The sequence below is a fragment of the Bacillus sp. ISL-18 genome (genome assembly GCF_018613415.1).
In the GTDB taxonomy this organism is placed as follows: Bacteria; Bacillota; Bacilli; order Bacillales; family Cytobacillaceae; genus Neobacillus.
This window is the reverse complement of the sequence record NZ_JAGGQG010000002.1, coordinates 469,506-489,952: the sequence shown is the minus strand read 5'-3', so window position 1 is coordinate 489,952 and position 20,447 is coordinate 469,506. Positions and strand designations below refer to the sequence as shown.

At 37.4% G+C, this 20,447-nt stretch carries 14 protein-coding genes and 1 pseudogene; 2 read left to right on the top strand and 13 right to left on the bottom strand.

Annotated features, from left to right (window positions below):
- Positions 1–13: 13 nt before the first annotated feature.
- Positions 14–1,639 (bottom strand): long-chain-fatty-acid--CoA ligase, encoded by a 1,626-nt coding sequence (locus J7E81_RS02395; RefSeq protein WP_215040540.1) that lies wholly within the window; start codon positions 1,637–1,639, stop codon positions 14–16.
- A gap of 530 nt (positions 1,640–2,169) precedes the next feature.
- Here J7E81_RS02395 and J7E81_RS02390 point away from each other — a divergent pair.
- Together J7E81_RS02390 and J7E81_RS02385 are read left to right on the top strand one after the other, a co-directional pair.
- A complete protein-coding gene (locus J7E81_RS02390; protein WP_215040539.1) occupies positions 2,170–2,973 on the top strand; it encodes an alpha/beta fold hydrolase in 804 nt (267 codons plus the stop codon).
- A gap of 328 nt (positions 2,974–3,301) precedes the next feature.
- The gene (locus tag J7E81_RS02385; protein WP_215040538.1) at positions 3,302–4,633 is read left to right on the top strand and encodes a hemolysin family protein; all 1,332 of its coding nucleotides are present in this window, start codon (positions 3,302–3,304) and stop codon (positions 4,631–4,633) included.
- Positions 4,634–4,694: 61 nt separating this feature from the next.
- Here J7E81_RS02385 and J7E81_RS02380 read toward each other — a convergent pair whose 3' ends face one another.
- From J7E81_RS02380 to J7E81_RS02325, 12 genes and pseudogenes are all read right to left on the bottom strand, one after another.
- A complete protein-coding gene (locus tag J7E81_RS02380) occupies positions 4,695–5,615 on the bottom strand; it encodes an aldo/keto reductase (protein WP_215040537.1) in 921 nt (306 codons plus the stop codon).
- Positions 5,616–5,701: 86 nt separating this feature from the next.
- Positions 5,702–6,676, bottom strand: a complete 975-nt coding sequence (locus J7E81_RS02375) for an AraC family transcriptional regulator (RefSeq protein WP_215040536.1) — start codon at positions 6,674–6,676, stop codon at positions 5,702–5,704.
- Positions 6,677–6,846: 170 nt separating this feature from the next.
- Positions 6,847–7,954, bottom strand: a pseudogene (locus J7E81_RS02370) (iron-containing alcohol dehydrogenase).
- Between the two features lie 118 nt (positions 7,955–8,072).
- A complete protein-coding gene (gene rhaD / locus J7E81_RS02365; protein WP_215040535.1) occupies positions 8,073–8,906 on the bottom strand; it encodes a rhamnulose-1-phosphate aldolase in 834 nt (277 codons plus the stop codon).
- Between the two features lie 222 nt (positions 8,907–9,128).
- A complete protein-coding gene (locus J7E81_RS02360; RefSeq protein WP_215040534.1) occupies positions 9,129–9,371 on the bottom strand; it encodes a hypothetical protein in 243 nt (80 codons plus the stop codon).
- An 18-nt stretch (positions 9,372–9,389) separates the two neighbouring features.
- Complete coding sequence (locus J7E81_RS02355; protein WP_215040533.1) at positions 9,390–12,248, bottom strand: family 78 glycoside hydrolase catalytic domain; 2,859 nt, start codon at positions 12,246–12,248, stop codon at positions 9,390–9,392.
- Between the two features lie 86 nt (positions 12,249–12,334).
- Positions 12,335–13,186, bottom strand: coding sequence for a carbohydrate ABC transporter permease (locus tag J7E81_RS02350; protein ID WP_215041189.1), 852 nt, complete (start codon positions 13,184–13,186; stop codon positions 12,335–12,337).
- A 41-nt stretch (positions 13,187–13,227) separates the two neighbouring features.
- Positions 13,228–14,094: a carbohydrate ABC transporter permease gene (locus J7E81_RS02345; protein WP_215040532.1), complete on the bottom strand. Its 867-nt coding sequence runs from the start codon at positions 14,092–14,094 to the stop codon at positions 13,228–13,230.
- A gap of 86 nt (positions 14,095–14,180) precedes the next feature.
- A complete protein-coding gene (locus tag J7E81_RS02340) occupies positions 14,181–15,506 on the bottom strand; it encodes an ABC transporter substrate-binding protein (RefSeq protein WP_215040531.1) in 1,326 nt (441 codons plus the stop codon).
- Positions 15,507–15,703: 197 nt separating this feature from the next.
- Positions 15,704–16,987 (bottom strand): ABC transporter substrate-binding protein, encoded by a 1,284-nt coding sequence (locus J7E81_RS02335; RefSeq protein WP_251028399.1) that lies wholly within the window; start codon positions 16,985–16,987, stop codon positions 15,704–15,706.
- Between the two features lie 65 nt (positions 16,988–17,052).
- A complete protein-coding gene (locus J7E81_RS02330) occupies positions 17,053–18,540 on the bottom strand; it encodes a response regulator (RefSeq protein ID WP_215040529.1) in 1,488 nt (495 codons plus the stop codon).
- Positions 18,518–20,302: a sensor histidine kinase gene (locus J7E81_RS02325; protein WP_215040528.1), complete on the bottom strand. Its 1,785-nt coding sequence runs from the start codon at positions 20,300–20,302 to the stop codon at positions 18,518–18,520. Before J7E81_RS02325 ends, J7E81_RS02330 begins: the two co-directional genes overlap by 23 nt.
- Positions 20,303–20,447 lie beyond the last annotated feature (145 nt).

The following is a 20,447-nucleotide window of genomic DNA, read 5'->3' as shown; positions in this document are numbered from 1 at the left end:
CTCTCTAGTATTCTTATACTTTTAATAGTTCTTGTTCCCGTAAAACCCTTCTAAGGAGTTTTCCAACGGAAGATTTCGGCAGGTCCGAACGGATTTCCACTTCTTTTGGTGCTTTGTAGGGGGCGAGATTTTCCCTGCCAAATTGTTTAATTTCCTCTTCCGTAGCAGAAAATCCTCCTTTTAGCTTTACATAAGCTTTTACCGTTTCACCACGGTATGTGTCTGGAACTCCAATTACGAGGGCTTCTTCAATGGCTTCATGCTGATATAGGACGTCTTCAATTTCACTAGGATATACATTGTATCCGCTTGCAATAATCATATCCTTTTTACGGTCAACAATATAAAAATAGCCATCCTCATCCATCTTGGCGATATCACCTGTATACAGCCAGCCATCCCTTATTGTCTCTTCAGTATCCTGTGGACGGTTCCAATAACCCTTCATCACCTGAGGACCCTTGATGACTAGTTCCCCCTCAACACCTACAGGTGCATCAACATATTCTCCGTCCTGTTGAATAACAATCTTAGCAATCGTACTTTGAACAGGGATTCCAACGCTGCCGTATTTTCTAGGAACAAACGGTGGACTGAAGATAGCCGTTGGTGCCGATTCAGAAAGACCGTACCCATCGAGCAATTTGACCCCGGTTCTCTTCTCAAATAATTTAGCTGCTTCTACAGGCAGTGGCGCCCCTCCGCAGCTTACGTAATACAACTGATCGAAATCACATTCTTCCAAACCTGGCTGGCTGTTTAAAGCAAAATACATGGTTGGAACTCCAGACATTTGAAAAGGTTTTTCTCGTTTTACGGTTTCCATTACTTCAATAGGATCAAACCTCGGTAATATAATCTGGTTGGCCCCTTCTCGTATCCCGCACAGGGCCGTACTGGACAGTCCATAAACATGAAACATAGGAAGAACCGTTATCATTTTAAAATCATCTGGTTTCTTACAGGTTTTATATGCAAAATCACAAACCTGATTAAAGTTGGCTAGTAGATTAAGATGAGTAAGCATGACTCCCTTAGAAGGGCCAGTTGTTCCTCCAGTATATTGGAGCAATGCAACATCATTTTCACGTTCAATATGTACTTCAGGGATGTTTATAGGTTCATGAAGGAATTCGTCGAAGTATTGGTCCCCCTCTGCAAGAGCTGCTCTCTCGCCCCCAAGGCTGACCACAATCATTTTTTTCAAACTTGTTTTTGGTTGGACTTTTTTAACTTTATTGTATAGAGCATCTAGAACAACGATATACTGTGCACCTGAATCAGTTAAAACATGTTCGATTTCTCTTTCTACGTACATAGGATTTACCTGAACTGCTATTCCGCCCAGTCGAAAAATCCCAAATAAGCTAAAAATGTAGTGTGGGGAATTTGGAAGCATAATGGCTACGCGATCACCTTTTTGTAAGCCTTCCTTATATAGGCCTGCAGCAAATTGGTCTGTAACCACCTTGGTGTCAGTAAAACTCCAAACCTTTCCGTAAAAGGTGAAGGCTGGTTTATCATGATATTGGGTAACTGCTCCTTGTAAAAAATCATAGAGGGATGGGTGTTCAATTAACACATGCTCATCGATCCTTGAATCATAGATTTTTAACCACGGCTTTTGCTGATAAACCATAAAAAGATACCTCCTAAGAAATTATAGTAACCTAGCAATTATTCCTTTTAATAACGCCGTATGCCTTAGAAGTAAATCAACTTATTAATAGAATATTGATATAACTACGATTATTGTAGGAAAATGCTATTTTGTAAACCCTTCCTTATCGACATTTTTCTTCGTTTTTTCTAATTTCCCCAGTCTTCCATTAATATTCGTGATAAACAAACCTTTAGGTATAAGAACTTTTTAAATGCGAAGGTTTTGACATCTTCCACAACTTGATGAAATTTGTCGAAATATTTTATTTTCTAGTTAGGTTTTCGACACGACTGAACATTTACTGCTTTTAATCCTATTTGTCAAATGAGGAATCAAAAATTTAATAATTAATATTCTTCTATAAGATTTTTACTAAAAGTAAGGGATTGTGAGTTTACATCTGCCAGGACAATAAAAAATTAGGAAGACTAACTTGTTTAAAGGTCTTCGATGGAACTTTCCTACATATTATTTACTATTATTTGGAAGAGAAAGGGTGGTAGGGAATGCCAATAACCAATGCCAATGGGATCGACCTTTATTATGAGATCCACGGGGAAGGCGAGCCGTTATTATTAATCATGGGGTTAGGACTGAATTCAAAGTCCTGGTTTAGAACACTTCCGGCATTAAGTAAACAGTACAAGGTCATTATTTTTGATAATCGTGGAACAGGGTCGAGCGGTAAGCCCAATACACCTTACTCTATCGAACTAATGGCAGACGATACACGTGCGGTTTTAGATGCCGCTGGAATTGATTCTGCTCATGTCTACGGCATTTCTATGGGGGGGATGATTGCCCAAAGGTTTGTAATAAAATATCCAGAACGGACCCGTTCGTTAATCCTAGGCTGTACAACTTCCGGAGGGGTACAACATATCCAGCCTAATACTGAAGTTTCCATGATGATGCTGTCAAGAGGATCTGCGACCGCCACACCTGAAGAAATAGCCTGGGCTACAGTACCAATCCTTTACAGTCGAGATTTTATTGAAAACCACCGAAACTTGGTTGCAGAAGATATTCAAAGGCGGGTCGAAGTTCCTATTATGCCCTATGCTTACCTGCTGCAGCTTCAAGCCTGTTTAGCCCATGATACCTATAGTGAAATTAATCAAATCAAAGTTCCTGTTTTGGTCATTCACGGGAATGCGGACCGGCTGGTGCCATATGAAAACGGAGTAACCCTGGCTGAGAGCATTCAAAACGCTGAACTTTTGACGATCAATGGTGCCGGACACATTTATGTAACCGAGGCGAATGATTTTGTAAATGAAAGAGTACTAGACTTTTTACAAAAAATTTAAAAAAATCTAATAAAGAAAGGTCCGATTAGAACAAAGTCGGGCCTATCTCTGTTTATTTTTATGCCTTAACCTTCATCATTTCCTCATCTCGAAGCACCCTTCTAAGTAATTTTCCACCTGATGACTTTGGTAAGTCGTCAAGAATTTACAACTGTTAAATATCTCCTTTGGTACCTAAACCCTAAATCCAAAACATGAACTTAGGTTCACGTTTTGTTGACAAACAAGATGACAATATGTCATAATTGAACTATAGTTCATTTTTTTATGTATAATAGATTAATAGTTTTAGACTGGAGGTGTAGGCCTTACTCTTAAGGCTATACATTTGGAAATAGTTAACCTGATTATCATCGCCATTTTTATTGCCCTTACAGCCTTCTTTGTGGCTGTAGAGTTTGCAATTGTTAAAGTACGAGGCACACGTATTGATCAACTTTTAAATGAAGGAAAAAAAGGAGCCAGAGCTGCTAAACAAGTCGTTACACATTTAGATGAATATTTATCTGCTTGTCAGCTCGGAATAACTGTAACAGCACTGGGACTTGGATGGCTAGGAGAGCCAACCGTTTCTAAGTTGTTACAGCCTCTCCTCTCCTTATTACACGTAAATAGTGCTGTAACACATGTCTTATCTATCGTGTTAGCATTTATTCTTGTCACCTATATCAATGTAGTCGTGGGCGAATTAGCTCCGAAGTCTTTTGCCATTCAAAAATCAGAAACCATTACGCTTCTCTTTGCTCATCCGTTGATCTGGTTTTATAAAATATTCTATCCGTTCATTTGGATTTTAAATACTTCGTCTAGATTGTTAGTCGGCTTATTCGGTTTAAAACCTGCATCTGAAAATGAGTTAGCACACACAGAGGAAGAATTGCGAATTATTCTTTCAGAAAGTTATCAAAGCGGAGAAATTAATGAATCGGAATTAACCTATGTTACGAACGTATTTGATTTTAATACTCGGATTGCCAAAGAAATTATGGTACCTAGAACAGAAATGGTAAGTATATCTGTCGATGATCATCGTGATGACATTCTCTCGTTAATCAAGGAACAAAAATATACTCGCTACCCCGTCATGAATGGAGATAAAGATAATATTATTGGGATTATTAATATCAAGGACATTTTAACTACTAAATTGGATACGAACTGGAAAGAGAAAAAATCTCTATCCTATTTCATAAAACCGGTCATCTCTGTTATTGAAACCATTCCTATTCAACACTTATTATTAAAAATGCAAAAGGAAAGGACCCATATGGCGATCCTTATTGATGAGTTTGGAGGTACATCTGGTCTGGTGACAGTAGAAGATATTATCGAAGAGATTGTCGGTGATATTCGAGATGAATTTGATAGTGACGAAGTTCCTGATGTACGTAAAGTAGCCAATGAGCACTATATTGTCAGTGGTAAAGTCCTAATTGAAACAGTAAACGATATTTTAGGCACTTCCATCTCAAATAAAGATTTAGATACGATTGGCGGCTGGTTTTTATCAGAGAAATTTGATGCTCAAATGGATGACTTTATAGAATTTGATGGTTACTTATTTAAAATTAAGGAAATGGAAGAACATCATATTTTATTCATTGAAATTAAAAAGCTAGTTCAACTTGCATCCCCACTCCACCAAAAATCGGTTTCTTAGGAAAAGATGATTCCATTGAAAACGGGCTGAAATGATTCAGCCCGTTTTCTGCTTCTATACCTTATGGGATCATATTGCCTGCAGCTTTATATATCTGATACCATTCTTCTCTTGTTAATCGGATATCAGAGCCTTGACACGCGTCTTTGAGGCGTTCAACTTTAGTGGTTCCAAGCACCACCTGAATGTTAGCCGGGTGCCGTGTGATCCATGCCGTCGCAATGGCTGTATTGGTCACACCATATTTTGCGGCGATACTGTCGACTAACTCGTTCAGCTCCGGATAGTGCTCTAAATCACCTAAAAAAGACCCTCCAAAGAAGCCATGCTGGTAAGGCGACCAGGCCTGGATGGTAATGTCGTTTAAGCGGCAATACTCCAAAACACTCATGTCGCGGTTAATCGCTTGGTCTACCTTCATGTTAAGGGTGACCCCTGAGTCAATTATTGGTGTGTGGGCAATACTCAACTGTAGTTGATTCACTACTAACTTATGTGAAGTGTATTTTTGCAATAGTTCTACCTGAGCAGGATTATGATTGGAAACTCCAAAATATCTTACCTTCCCACTCGTGTGGAGTTCTTCAAATGCTTCTGCTACCTCAGCAGGTTCCATTAATGGATCAGGACGATGAAGGAGGAGAATATCAAGATATTCGGTATTTAACCTCTTTAAGATTCCATCCACTGATTCAATAATATGCTCTTTTGAAAAATCAAAGTAGCCGTTACGAATGCCGCATTTACTCTGTAAAATCATCTTTTCACGAATGGAAGAATTCATTTGAATGGCTTCAGAAAAAATCTCCTCTGATTTACCCTTCCCATAGATATCAGCGTGATCAAAGAAATTAATTCCCTCTTCCATGGCAGAACGTATTAAGGTCTCTGCTTCAGCAATAGAAAGTTGCGGCAAGCGCATATTCCCCATAATAATGTTTGATGCTTGAAGATCTGTATTTGCAATGCTTATGTATTTCATACTATAAATCCTCCCTTCTACTTCTCCTTTCATTATACCCCACAATGAAAGCGTGTACCATTTATTCAAACTTTCATTAATGTCAGTTAGGTTTTCTCTTTTCCTGCCTTTTCTCTGAATTCTTTTGGTGTCTGGCCATACCTTCCTTTGAAAATACGATAAAAATAGCTGATATTATCATAGCCTACCTCTTCTACAATGGAAGAAATGGACATATCGGTAGTCTCTAATAATTCTTTTGCTTTTACTAACCGTCTTTCCTGTAGAAATTCTTTAAAGGTGTGCGATGTTGCTTTTTTTATTGTTTTACTTAGCCCATAGTGAGATTGGTTAAGTTTCTCAGCCAACTCATATAAAGAGGCATTTTTGTAATGTTCTTCAATGTATTGAAGCGACTCCACCACTAAATAGTGATTCATCGATGCATCCTCTTTTCTTTCCACTAGGTCCGTATTCTTTATCAGTTCAATCATCAATAGACCCATATAAAGCTTAATGGTGGATTCAGAAAAAGCAGAAGGATGCATGATTTCATAAATAATTTTCCCAATCAGATCCTGGATAGGCTCAACATCAGCCACTTTAAAATACAGGAATTGTCCATTTTGCGTGTTGTTATAGAGACCGCTGATTAGAAAATCACTCACAATGTTGCCTGAATTTAGGAACGAAAAAATAAAATCAAAAAAGGCAGGACGAATGATAAAGTTGATAACGATATCTTCTTTGGCACATGCTTTAATTTCATGTTCAATATGCTGATTAAGTAATAACAATTCCCCTTTTTTCAAGGTAATGGGTCTGCCTCCGGCCGTTTGGTTCAGTTCACCATTATAGACATAATTAATCTCAATATAGTCGTGCTTATGCAAAGGAAAATCCACAAAACGGGTATGCTTTCGCACCATGATCATTTTGTCTTTACTAAGGAATTTTTCACTCTCTATAATAAAGTTTGTCTTACTTGTGTAAAGTTCTTTACTTACATTCTTGCGCTGATCGAGAATGAGTTTTTCTTCATCCGTTTCCTCGAGAAGCTCGTCTAAAAGGTCCTGGTTCAATATGACTCACCTTTTTCTAAATACAATTTTTCTTATTTAAGCCAAATCATATCACATTAAGGCGAACTACCTGAAAAATAAATGCAGAAACTTTAAAATTAAAAACCTGGGCCAACGAAATGTTGAACCCAGGTTAAGTTAACTATATTCAATTATAAAGCGTCTCCTTACTATAGTATTTCCTCAAACATGGCAATGACTTCATCCTTTGTAGGCTGGAATGGATTTCCTTGTGCACAAGCATCTTTTAAAGAGTTAACAGCAAGTTTGTCTAAATCCACTTCATCCACGCCTAGTTCTGCCAGCTTACTGGGAATTCCAACTTCTTTTGATAGAGTTTTGATCGCTGCAATTACCTCTTCTGCACATTGCACATCCGTTTTACCAGCAACTTCAAGCCCAGCAGCCTTTGCAATCGCACGGAATTTCCTTGGGTCACGTTTAGCATTTTCTCTTTCTACGATAGGAAGAAGCATTGCGTTACAAACACCGTGCGGTAAATCATAAACACCGCCAAGCTGGTGGGCCATCGCATGCACAAAACCAAGACCTGCATTATTAAAAGCAATTCCACCTAGGAACATAACGTACGTCATTTGTTCACGGGCTTCAATATCATGACCATTCTTAACAGCACGAGGTAAATAATTAAAGATAATTTCAACCGCAGCAAGAGCAGTCGCATCCGTGACTGCATATGCACCTGGAGTAACAATTGCCTCAATTGCATGTGTTAGGGCATCCATACCTGTTGCAGCTGTTAAGGCGGCTGGCTTATCGAGCATTAATTCAGGGTCATTAACTGAAATGGTCACTAGGCTATTTTTATCAACCATAACCATTTTAACTTCACGTTCTTTATCGGTAATCACATAGTTGATTGTAAATTCGCTTGATGTACCTGCAGTCGTATTGACGGCAATGATTTGGATAGATTTATTTTTTGTTTTGTTTACTCCCTCATAATCTCGGATGTCTCCACCATTGGTTACGTAAAGACCGACCGCTTTTGCTGTATCTTGTGGGGAACCGCCGCCAACGGAAACAAGTACATCACATTCATTTGTTTTAAATACATCTACACCTGTATAGACATTTTAAATGGTTGGGTTTGGCTTTACTTCATCATATACAATATATTCAAGATTAATTGATTCTAATTCTGCTAGAACTTTGCCAGCTACTCCGCTTTGATTTAAAAATTGTAACGACCATTGCCTTTTTAAATCCAAGATCTTTTACAAGCGGCGCTAACTCCTTTAAACAGCCTCTACCCATTAAATTTGTACTTGGCACATAATAAACACTCACTGCTATTCCTCCTTTTGTATGTTCACTATTTCACAAATTTATTTTAAAATTAAGGGACATTATGTCCCCTAATCGTAAATCCATTTTATAAATTTAAGATTCCTGGTCTAGGTACAACGTGAAATGCGTCAGCAAGGTCTTGAAGCTGTTGGTCCGTAATCGTTTGTTTTTTTCCACCTTGAGCACATACAAACGTATAAACCTGGGCCGCTTTTTCAGCTGTTTCAATTAGACCAAAAGTTTCATCCATTGTTGTGCCTGCTCCGAAGATACCATGGTGCGGCCAGATGACTAGGCGTGTATGTTCCATTTTTTCTGCAGTTGCTTCGCCAATTTCATTTGTTCCAGGAATAATCCAAGGAATAACACCAACACCATCAGGGAAAACAACAATACATTCGGTACACATTTCCCAAAGCGTTTTTGTAAAGTCTTCTTCCTTCAAGCTATGTGAAAATGTCATAGCAATCAAATTAGTTGCGTGGCAGTGCATGATGACACGGTGGTTTTTATCAGCTGCTAACCGCTTTATATGATTCATAAGATGTGTTGGAAGCTCACTTGTTGCCACTCCGCCATCTTCAAGTCCCCAAAGGATCTCGTAGCTTCTTCCATCTTCTCCAATACGGATAACTCCCAGGTTAGAGGATGGATCGTCTTTTACATTTTTAAAGTATTTTCCAGAACCGGTAACAGCAAAGTATCTACCTGCAAGTGCTGAAGCATCAAAATTCATAGGTACTGTTCTAACTACACTATCTATATCCAGATAAGGTAAAACCTCAAATTCATTTAGTAAATAACTAATATTTCCTCCATTACGTTCATCCCAGCCCAACCGATACAAATTAGAGGTGGCTTCCATCATTTCCTGGATAAATGGTGCTCTATATATTAAATTTCTCACATTCAAACTCATGTACAAATCTCTCCTTTTAAAATAATGATTTATGTTGATTCCTTTAGTTATCTTCTTTATGTGTTTATAATAACCCCAAACAACGATCAAATCAACATAAACAAAGAATATATTTTTGTTTATTTTTGTTTTGTTACATTTTCGTCACAGATAATCTCATTAACCAAAAGAAAACAGACCTTTAAGGTCTGTTTTCTTTTTGTTTCATATTAAAATTAAAAATCAATCATAATCTTCGATACTCCATTCGTCTTTCCAATCCACATAAGCCATTTTTCCATCAAAGCGGAATGGAAGCCATACATAACCGGCCTTTGTGGTATCTACTACAAATTCTGGTCCCCTCTCGATTTCCTGATTCTTATAGACTGGATTAAATATCCTTTCAAAAATTTCTGCCGACTTCTCATAAGGCAGAGTTTGTGATAAATCCGAAATCCAACGGTCTGCCAGTGCAATGTACAATCCTTTTTACCAGGATGCTTAAAGAAGTTTGGCTTGTTTTGTTAATGATATTTTCTTACCATTTACAAGCAATCTTGTATTCTTAGAGGAAGATATTTCTGCTTTAACCTCTTCAGGGAGAGTAATTTGCATATCAATATAATCACCTAAATCTTTACAATAAATATCAATCCTCCCTTGTGGAATGGGAACGGAGCCTTTTATCCACTTAAGTCCATTTAAATTTGGTGCAATCGATACTTTCGTACAACCAGATTCCAATGGTTTTACACCAAAGAAGAGAACTCCAAAAACATAGGTAGGTGCTGCTGACCAGGCATGGCAATGGCTTCGGCTAAAGTCTCCCTCAATTAATTCCCAGCCTTCCCAACATGTTGTTGCATCATTTTCCAGCATATAACCATATACATTCTTAATATTATCGAGTACTAGATCATTTTTCCCTAATTCCATTAATGCTTGATAATAGAATAATAGGACAAAGGGACTTTTTATTTGGACAAACTCCTGTGGCGGATTTACTATATATTGTTCGATAATATCTCTTCGCTTTCCTTCCACACAGTTTGTAAGATAGGCAATTAAGTTTGTTTGAACACTATGAGTTTTAGATCGAGTCCCATCCTCATAAATACTATCAATAAATACTTTTTCTTCTTCATCCCATAAGAATTTGTTAATTGCTCGTTTCAATTCATCTGATAAAGTTAAAAAGGTAACTTCATCATCATTCTCCCCAATAATGGACGCTAAGTAAGCGGTTTGCCTTAGTGCATCAACGAGGAGTGCATTTTGATGCGTGACAATATTATGCTCTGTATCCATCGGTGCCCAATCTAACATATTCCAAGCAGAAATTTCTAATAATCCATCTTGATTGATAAATTCTTGAAAACGTTGAACGGTAAGCTTTAGTTCAGGATAAACTTCTTTTATAAATTCAACATCACCCGTATATCGATAATATTCTCGGCATGCCTTCATCCATAAAATTGACCAAGCCGTTAGGACATTCTGCCATCCACTAGGCACATGGGATTCTGGCAGCGGCGAGCGATACACTGATTTAGAAATTAACCTTAAACATCGTTTTACTAAGTCATAGTTTCCAAATGTATAATAATTCATTAAGGAAATATTATACGAATCTCCCGTCCAAAGGGCCTGTTCGTAGGCAGGACAATCGATGATGGTGTCTTGTGCACACATCCGAACGGTATGCTTAGAAATTTCCCAAATTTGGTTTAATTGATAGTCCGAGCTGCTAAACAATCCTATATTTCCAGTTGGGAAAGTTGTTACATCTACTTTCATACTGAAAATTTTACAAGGGGTTTTTAAATTTCTGATTGTAAGCAGCATATACCGGAAACCTCTAGGAATAAACGAACGATAAACCTGCCGGCCGTTCTTTGCAACATATCTTAATGAGTTATTCAATGAAAAAGTATGCTCAATTCTTCCATCATGGTGGATACTTTCAAATAAAAAGAAGTCAAAAATGGTCCCTTTATTAGCTTCTATTTCAAATTCTATATGGCCAAGGTATTCTTTACCGAAATCAATTAGATACTCCGGATCCCCTTTTCCCATCGGTTCTACACGTGTAAAACTATGATTAGGCAAGACCATATTTTGCTGCTCAAATCCTATCGGGTAAGTTTTTAAATCCTCTTTAAAAATCGAAAGCAAGCTTACATTATCAGTACACACATGGTTATTCGGGATAGCTTTCGTCCATTTTTTAAAGGGCTCTAATTCTTTAATGGATGATAACTGCTTCATTTGTAAGTATTCATTTTCTGAAGGAATCTCAAATTCGACTGGTTTACCAATTTGCAGTTGAGTAGTTGAATAAAAAGGTCCAAGGCCAATGAATTTAGACTCTTCTTGATTAAATGGTGCTTTTAAATTTAAATTTTTAGGGAAATTAAAGGTCAGATGGATTGTCGGTTCGTGAAAGAACCCGCTCACATCAATGATTAATAAATTTTCTCCTTTTCTTAGACTTACTTTTTCATACTTTCCATTTTGCGTTTTGTACTGCTCCCCATTAAGGGAGAACTCCCACTTGGCTTCTGCATGTGCATCAAAGGTGAGAGTCATTTCTCCTGTTGCATCTTCGTTAGAGTGTAGTTCAGTCAAGACATAACCCTGCATAATTTTCCCCGAATTACAATCCAATTCTCCAGGAAAAAAAGTCGGTTTTAAATCAATCGAAAAGTGTTGTGAAACAGGTCTCACTTCTTTTAAAGATAATACACTTTTGGGATAAATGGGTTCATTGGTCAAATGAGGGATATCCCGAGGAATCAGACTCTTCCATGGGCTTATTCCATAAGGACCGATTATTTCTGCATCATCCCAACCAGAGTCGTCAAAGAGAAGCTGTTCCCACTCACGATCAAATAGAGTTGCATTATAAATTTCTGCCCATGATAAACAATTAGACATTTTGACAGATTCTTTAATAAATCCAGCATGAGTGGCAGTCTTCCATCTTTCATCTGTCAACAGCTGACCAACCACCTCGCCACTATGGTAGAAATCAATTTGCGCTAATAAGCCGCCTCGCCCTTCGATATAATGCATCGTGCTCATTCCATAATGATTAACTAACACAACGATCACATTTTCTCCTTTTTTAAGACCGCTTAATTCATATCGATCATAATACCATTCGGATGTCCAGCCACGGACAGGTCCAGAGCCGATTAGTTGACCATTAATATAGACCGAATATTTAGTATCAGCCGATATTGATAATATGGCTGATTCATATTCCGAACTAACACTAAATGTCCGTCTGAAACATATCCAATGATTTCTTGGATGGTCCCCGCTATTATCCCATATCCAATTTGCTTTCCATTCCATAGATTTACCTCCAAAGTTAAGACCCGATCATTCTTTGAACAGGATGAAATCGGGTCTTTAATCAAACTTCAATTTTTTGTAACTCCTTATTTCACCGATCCTGCCGTCATTCCAGCAACAATTTTCTTGTTAAAAATAATAAATAGGATAAGCGGTGGAATAGAGATCACTAGAATATTAGTAAAAAGTAAATTCCACTGCGTAATGTACATACTCATAAAATTATAAAGTGTTAACTGTAATGTAGCGTTCTCTGCTCCTGGAAAAAAGTATAATGGATTCACAAAATCATTATAGACACTTACTGCTGTTAAAACGATTACCGTTGCGGATACTGGTTTTAGCAATGGTAATATAATATTAAAGAATAAGCGGAACCTTCCACATCCATCTATTAAAGCTGCCTCATCAAGAGATCTAGGAATTGTAACCATAAAGCCTCGATACAATATAATCGTAAATGGCAGATTTAATGCTACCTCAACAAGGACAATTCCTGGCATTGTTTTAAATAGCCCAATTTCTTGAAGCACCCAGATTGTTGGGACTACTGCCGGAGGAATGATCAACCCCGCGAGAATAAAAAAATTAATAAATGGTGTTACTTTTGTTACTTTCCGCTGTAATACATAGCCAGCAGCAGCACCTAGTAAGATGAGAAGAATAATCGATAATCCTGTTATCATCACACTATTATAAAAAGCACGAAGAATCATTCCATCCCTAGCACTAATAACCGCCTGGAAATTCTCCATAATGTGAAATGTTCTTGGCCAATCCATATTTAATAATGATGATTCCTTTACATCTTTAAAGGCATTGATAAGAACAAAATAAAATGGTATTCCAAAGATCCCCAGTGTGGCGATAACAGCAAAGCATTCGACTAGAACTTTCCAAAGTTTTTTACGCACCTTCACCTTACTTTTCTTTGTCATTATTGGTTTTGTTTCGATTTCACTTATGACCACTTTACTCATTATAAGTCCACCTCTTTACTATTGAGATAAGCATAAAGAGGAAAGGCTAACGCAGAAACGAGGATGAATAAAATAACATTTCCAGCCGTTGAAAGACCGAAAAAACCTGCCTGATATTGCTTATATATAATGGAGGCAATCAGGTCAGTACTAAAACCAGGTCCTCCTTTTGTCATGGTCCAGATTAAATCAAACGAACGCAGGCCTCCAATAAAGGAAAGAATGATAACTGTGTTCATCGCTGGTCTGCTAAGAGGTAAAATGATGCTCTTAAATTTATGCCATGCATTTCCACCATCCATCATAAGTGCTTCATAGTAATCTTCTGGAATAGACATAATTCCTGCAATGAAAATAACGGTCGCCATTCCGACCCCTTTCCAAACATCAACCAAGGCGACAGAAACAAGAGCAATTTTCGTATTCCCTAACCAGTCAGGCCCAACAATTCCGATTCCTTTAAGGACTATATTAATTAGCCCCTGAGAAGGATGCATTAACATGGTAAACGCAATACCCACTGCAATCGTACTTAACAATGTAGGAAAAAAGATCATCGAACGAATAAACCCGACAGTTTTTAATTTAGAACTAAGAAAGACACCTAGTAAAAGACCAAGAATGACTTTCAAACCTGATGTTACAACTGCGTATATTAGAGTGTTCTTAAAACCAATATTCAATGATGGTTCTGATAAGAATGTCTTAAAGTTTTCAAAACCAATAAACTTCCAATCTGTTAACGTCCACCAGGTCATACTGAAAAAAAGTGACATAATGGTCGGCAACAAGAAAAAGACAAAATAAACGATACCTGCTGGTAAAAGGAAGTAATAGGTATACGTTTTGTTTGCTAACTTATTCATCTTCCTCTCCTCCTTTCAACTCTTTCTAATAGATTGGCCCTGCTAGAAACTAGTCAGGGCCAATAAATCAATAGATTAATAAATATTTACCAACCTTTAAGACCTAGTTGTTTTGCTTGTTTTTCAACATCTTTGTCGTATAGCTTTGCCCCGTCTAAAGCTGAGCTAATTCCACTGCCCACTTGTGTTGTAATTTGCTCTAGGCTAGGCCCTTTAACTGGGCTGAGGAATTCAAGAGCTGGAGCTGTTTTGCCTGATTCAAAATATGGCTGCATATCCTTTACTGCAGGGTAAACATCATCTGAAAGCGTGATTCCTTTTATTGCAACCGGTCCAGTTGGTTTGATTTTGGATGTATATAGATCAATACCTTCTTGAGATACATAGAATTCTAAAAATTTCTTCGCTGCATCGATATGTTCACTATTTTTATTGATAAAGATTCCTGCAGGCATCCACACTGTTAACCCATTCTTATCAGCACTGTCACTTGGTTGTGGGAAGAATCCAATATCCTGCATTTTGTCTGGGGAAGTTGCTGCTATATTAGCTAAAGCGAACGTGATCATCGGATATTGGACACCAGTACCATCCGCTAGCATTTTTAATCCTGCATCATAACCAGTTGCAAGGAAATCCTTATTCATATAACCCTTTTTATAAACCTCGGCTAACTTTTCAAAGCTTCGAAGTGCTGCAGGGGTTGTCGCAATTTTTGCTTTATTAGCTGTAAAATCATCTGCGAAATTCGGATCATCAGCAAGAACATTATAGTTATCTGCAAGGACAATAACTTGAGATGTCCAAGTATCTTTATAAGTTCCGATAACAGCCGTTTTGCCAGCTTGTTTAATTTTTTCATTATTAGCCATTAACTCATCCCATGTTTTAGGAACGGAAAGACCAAGTTCTGCATAAACCTTTTTGTTATATAACCAGCCTCCGGCATTGGTTGGTGTCCCCGGAATTCCAAACACCTTTCCATTTGCAGAAACGGCTTTTTTGTAATCGTCCATGATATTTCCCATGAAAGGCTCTTTACTTAGGTCGGCAAAATTTTGTTCAGGGTTCAGTGCTTGTAACTGTGAACCTGAGTTATTCCATACTAGATCCGTCATATCACCGGTTGCTAAGCGAGTTTTGATGATATTATCACCCTCTGAGCCGCCAGGACGAGTCTCAATTTCTACTTTAATATTATTCTTCTTTTCAAATGCAGCGATAATCGCATTGATACCATCTAATTGTGTCTGATTATCAATTAGGAAGGTTAGTTTTTCCTTTTCTTGACTTTTACTGCCGCCACCACCTGAAGTGGCTTCTTCCTTGCTGCTGCATCCTGCTAATATTCCCGCCATTAGTGCACTACTTAACAATATTGAGGCGATCTTTTTCTTTTTATTCCTGATCATCTCTTTTCCCCCTTTTTAATGTAGTTCTTACTAATACATATCTCTGGCATTTATACTGGGTGATTAATTTCATTTTAAGCGCTTTCATACCATATTTTAAGTGGTGCTTTTTTTGGAAATACGTCCGTTTTTTTTAGATAAAAAAAATCTTTCTTTCAATTTTGTATTGAAGGAAAGACTTTTTTCTCAAGTTATAGCTACCAGCCTTTAAGTCCTAGCTGCTTTGCTTGTTTTTCAACATCTTTATCATATAATTCCGCACCGGCTTTTGCTGAAATGATTCCACTGCCTACTTGTATGGTAATTTGCGGCAGGTTAGGTCCCTTTAAAGGACTCAGGTATTCCAGGGCCGGCGTGGTTTTTCCAGTTTCAAAATAGGGTAACATATCCTTTATAGCAGGGATAACATTTTTGGGATCAATTAACCCTTTTATGGCAAACGGTCCTACAGGGCTCTTATCACCATATAACGTTTTCACCCCTTCAGTAGATACAATAAAAGATAACCACTTTTTTGCCGCTTCTAAATGCTGTGTATTCTTGTTTACATATAGTGCAGCGGGCATAAAGACCGTTACTCCCTTACCTTCAGGGCTATCTCCAGGCTGAGGAAAGAATCCGATATCATTCATTTTATCTGGGTACTTCTTTGAAATTCCCATTAACATAGACGATAACATTGGATATTGCACCCCGGTCCCATCTATTAGCATTTTCAAGCCCTCATTTAAGGTAGCAATTTGAAAGTCCTTGTTTAAGAAACCCCTTTGGTACACCTCCGATAATTTTTCAAAGCTTCTTAATGCTGCAGGTGTAGTAGAAAATTTAGCTTTATTCACTGAAAAGTCTTCTGCAAAGGTAGGATCGGCAGAAATAACATTATGGTTATCAGCAACAACAATTAACTGCGAAGTCCAATCATCCTTATAAGTACCAATAACTGCCGTTTTACCAGCGGCTTTAATCTTTTCACTATTGGTGATTAATTCATCCCATGTTTTTGGCACAGTTAAGCCTAACTTTTGATAAACCTTTTTGTTATAGAGCCATCCACCTGCAATCGCACTGCCGATTGGAAGCCCGAATACCTTGCCGTTTACGGTAACTGTATCCTTAAAGGATGGTACTATTTTCCGCATAAACGGCTCATCTTTCAAATCAACAAAATATTCCTCCGGATTAAGTGATTGCAAAAGAGATCCAGAATTATAAATAACCAAATCTGCCATATCACCGGTAGCCAATCGGGTTTTCATGACCTGATGACCTTCCACTCCGCTTGGACGTGTTTCAATATCTGTTTTTATATGATATTTCTTTTCAATTTTGGCAGCAACTGCTCGAATTCCCGTTTGATCTGCTTGATTATCAATTAAAAGGCTTAAGGTAACTTCCTTTGTGTTGGAATGTGTTGAACCATTTTCATCGTTATTGCTGCAACCTGCTATCAATAACGAAAATAGTAGAAGTATTCCTACCATGAATGAAGATATTTTCCTATATTTCAACATACTCATTTCCGCTCTTTCTCTCATCTGTAAAAGGATTAAAAAGAATCTCGATATTGCCCTGGATTAACTCCTGCATGTTTTTTGAATAATTCGGAGAAGTGTCGATAAGTATGATAACCTACTTTTTCACTAACTTCCGCTACCTTTTTCCCTTCCCTTAGAAGTTCTTTGGCCCGCTCCATTCGCAGCTTAGTCAAATATTTAATATAGGATTGCTTCATTTCTTCCTTAAATAAAAGACTAAAATAGGTTGGATTCATCCCCACATTCTCCGCAACATCCTGCAACGTCAAATCTTTAGAATAATTCTTTTCAATATATGCACATGCTTTTTCTACGGCATCATGCTTCTTATCCTTTCGAATTAGCAGGAACCAATCCATGATCATTTCCATTTGCTGCTTTAGCCAACTAAACATTTGCTCTTTAGTATTCAATAATCTAATGTCTACGTGCGGCAAGTAATTTCCCTGACTTAAATGGGAGATATCTTCTCCTGTTTCTTTTGCCACTTCCAATCCGAGGTAAATAAGTTTTAATATTTCACGCTCGATCACGTCTGGATTTAAGCGCTGTAATTGAATTTTGCTTATAAACTCCTCAAGCTGCTGGTAAAGTCCTGCCTTGTTACCCGTTCGCAAAAAGAAAATGATCGCTTCTTCCAGTTCCGATAAATCACTAGGGATATTGGGGTTTTCTCCTATTTCCTCAAAACGTGTCCATTCTCCATGTTCCATAAACTGTCCATATCGTAATGCTTGTAATGCTTCTTTGTAGCTTTTCGGTGCTTCAGTAAGATCAGGATAGGTTCGTCCGGAACCAATGGTTATTCCATGTTCATTCGGCCAATATATTAATTGATTCATCAGTTCTGTTGAATCTGCTTCCAGATGAAAAATAACAAGCAGGTGCTCTGCACCATTGCGAATATATACAGAAAAGTAAGTAGGGTGGCTCGGTAAGTCAGGGCCTTTTTCAGAAAGAGCCAAGACGGTAACCGCCACAATGTCCTTAACTTCTTCCTCAAAACTCTTCCTCCACTTCGGCAATACCTCATCACCCTGAAGAAGTAAATCCAAGGTTGCTTTTTGGATAAGCTCAATTCTACTATCTTCCCATTTCTCCTCTAACGAAAGGACTGTTTTTTGATGATGTAGTTTTTCAAGTATTCTTTGGATCGTATCCTCTATCATTGGAATGGTAATGGGCTTCTCCAGATAATCCGAAACACCTAACTTTATAGCTTTTTTTACATATTCAAATTCATTGAATCCACTAAAAACAACACAAACTATCTCAGGTGCAGCTTCTAAAATCTTTTCCACAACCTCCAAGCCATTCATTCCAGGCATTCGGATATCAGTAAAAACGATATCTGGGGAATATGTTTCAACTAAATCAATTGCTGCCAATCCATTACTTGCTGTACCTACCAGCTCAATTCCGTATTTTGACCAGTCTATCATCTTTTGCAACCCGTGAAGAACAATGTATTCATCATCAAATAACACGGCTTTTAGCACCCATTACTCCCCCTTTGCTATCGCGGAAACTAATCTCTATACAAGTTCCTTCATTTACTTTACTTGAAATAAACAAGGTACTGTCCTCACCGTAAAATAATTTAAGCCTCTCGCGTACATTTTTTATTCCATAGCCGCTTTCCGTTTTCTGAATGTCATCGATTCCCACCCCATCATCCCTGATGGTAAAGGTAATCCACCCCTCAGAGATTCTTCCTATTAACTTAATGGTCCCTTCTCCAACTTTTGTCTCAAGACCATGATAGATTGCATTTTCGATAAAGGGTTGCAGTAACAGCTTAAGAATAGGTTTTTCCATTAAGGATGAGTCAACATCCTCTATATAAAGAAACCGGTTTTGATAACGAAGGTTTTGAATGGTCATATAATGGTGAATATGCTCTAATTCCTTTGAAATAGGAATTAAATCTTCTCCATTATTTAAACTTAGCTTGAAACTTTGTGATAGGGCAATGGCAATCTCCGCAATATCCTTATTGTTTTCCAAGATGGCCATCCAATAAATGGAGTCCAGCGTATTATATAAAAAGTGCGGTTTTATCTGGGCTTGCAACGCACGAAGTTCGGCCTCCCGCTCTTTTAACTGCGAATGAATAAGCCTCTCGTTTAGTTCTTTGTTTTCAACAGTGATTCTTTGGAATGTTTCGCCGATTACTCCAATGGTGGCAGATTCATTATCTTGTCCTGAACCCCACAACCCTTTCGCCCAATCCACGGTCATCTTCTTTAATTGCACCCATGGCTGCGCAACTTTTCCGGATAAAAAATAAGAGATTAATAAGGCTATGATCGCAATAATAGCAGAAATACTAGCTGTGATAATGCCTATTTTATTAGACTGTTTTAGTAGGATCTTTTCTTTTGTAATATTTGCGAATGTCCATCCTGTTGTGTTATTGGTATAACTGCTAATTAAATAACCTTTTTGTTCTAAGTTTTGAAAAATCGATAAGGTATGCTTACCCTGCGACAGCTCTTTATCCAGTGTTGAAGAATTAATAAATACAGTATTTACCGCATGATTGGAAGAATCGATAACGGCCATTACACTATTACTGTCATCATTTAAAACTCTAGAAAACATTGATTTTTTAATATTAACAACTAATAAACCTATTTGTTTTGGGTTAAAAACATTTTGTGGATCCCGTAATAGTTTTACTGAAGAAAAAGTGGTATTGTCCCCTTCTAGGACATTATAACTGAAGAAAATCGGCCTTCCTTGTGCATTAACACTCTTTTTATACCAAGCTGATTTGGATATTTCCATGTACCTATTATTAAATTCAATACTGCCTATACTATTATGGTTACCGTAACATACAGGGCGAAAATGAACATCAAATAGACAAACCGAATCAATATCTTCCGTATCAATAAAATAACTAGATATTAAATCTTGCATTCGTTTGGTTGTGTTCTCGTCCAATACATTTTTACCAACTTCCGAAAAGGCTGCGCTGTCAATTAACTCTTCTCTGACACTATTGCTCCATGAAATAACACGTTCCATATTAATAATATTTCGAAACAAAAGGTCTGTCACTTCACTAGAGGTGCGAAGATTATTACTGGTAGTTTCTACTTGATTTTGAACTAATGTATTTTTGGCAATATTAAAGGAGATAAACCCTAATAATAAAAGGGGCAATATTGAAAGGCAGAGCATAATCAAAAAGTATTTAAATCTAATTTTATCACTATGAAAATAATTTCTAACTCTTCTGAATACTTTTCTCATAATTGTCCGCCTTAGAAAAAATTTATTTCCTTCACAACTTAACTTTTTTGCTTTTTATTGTCATCATAAATCTAAATAAAATGGATTTCTATATGTATTTAAAAATAAATGATTTTTATTTAAATATGAAAAATTTAAAATACCA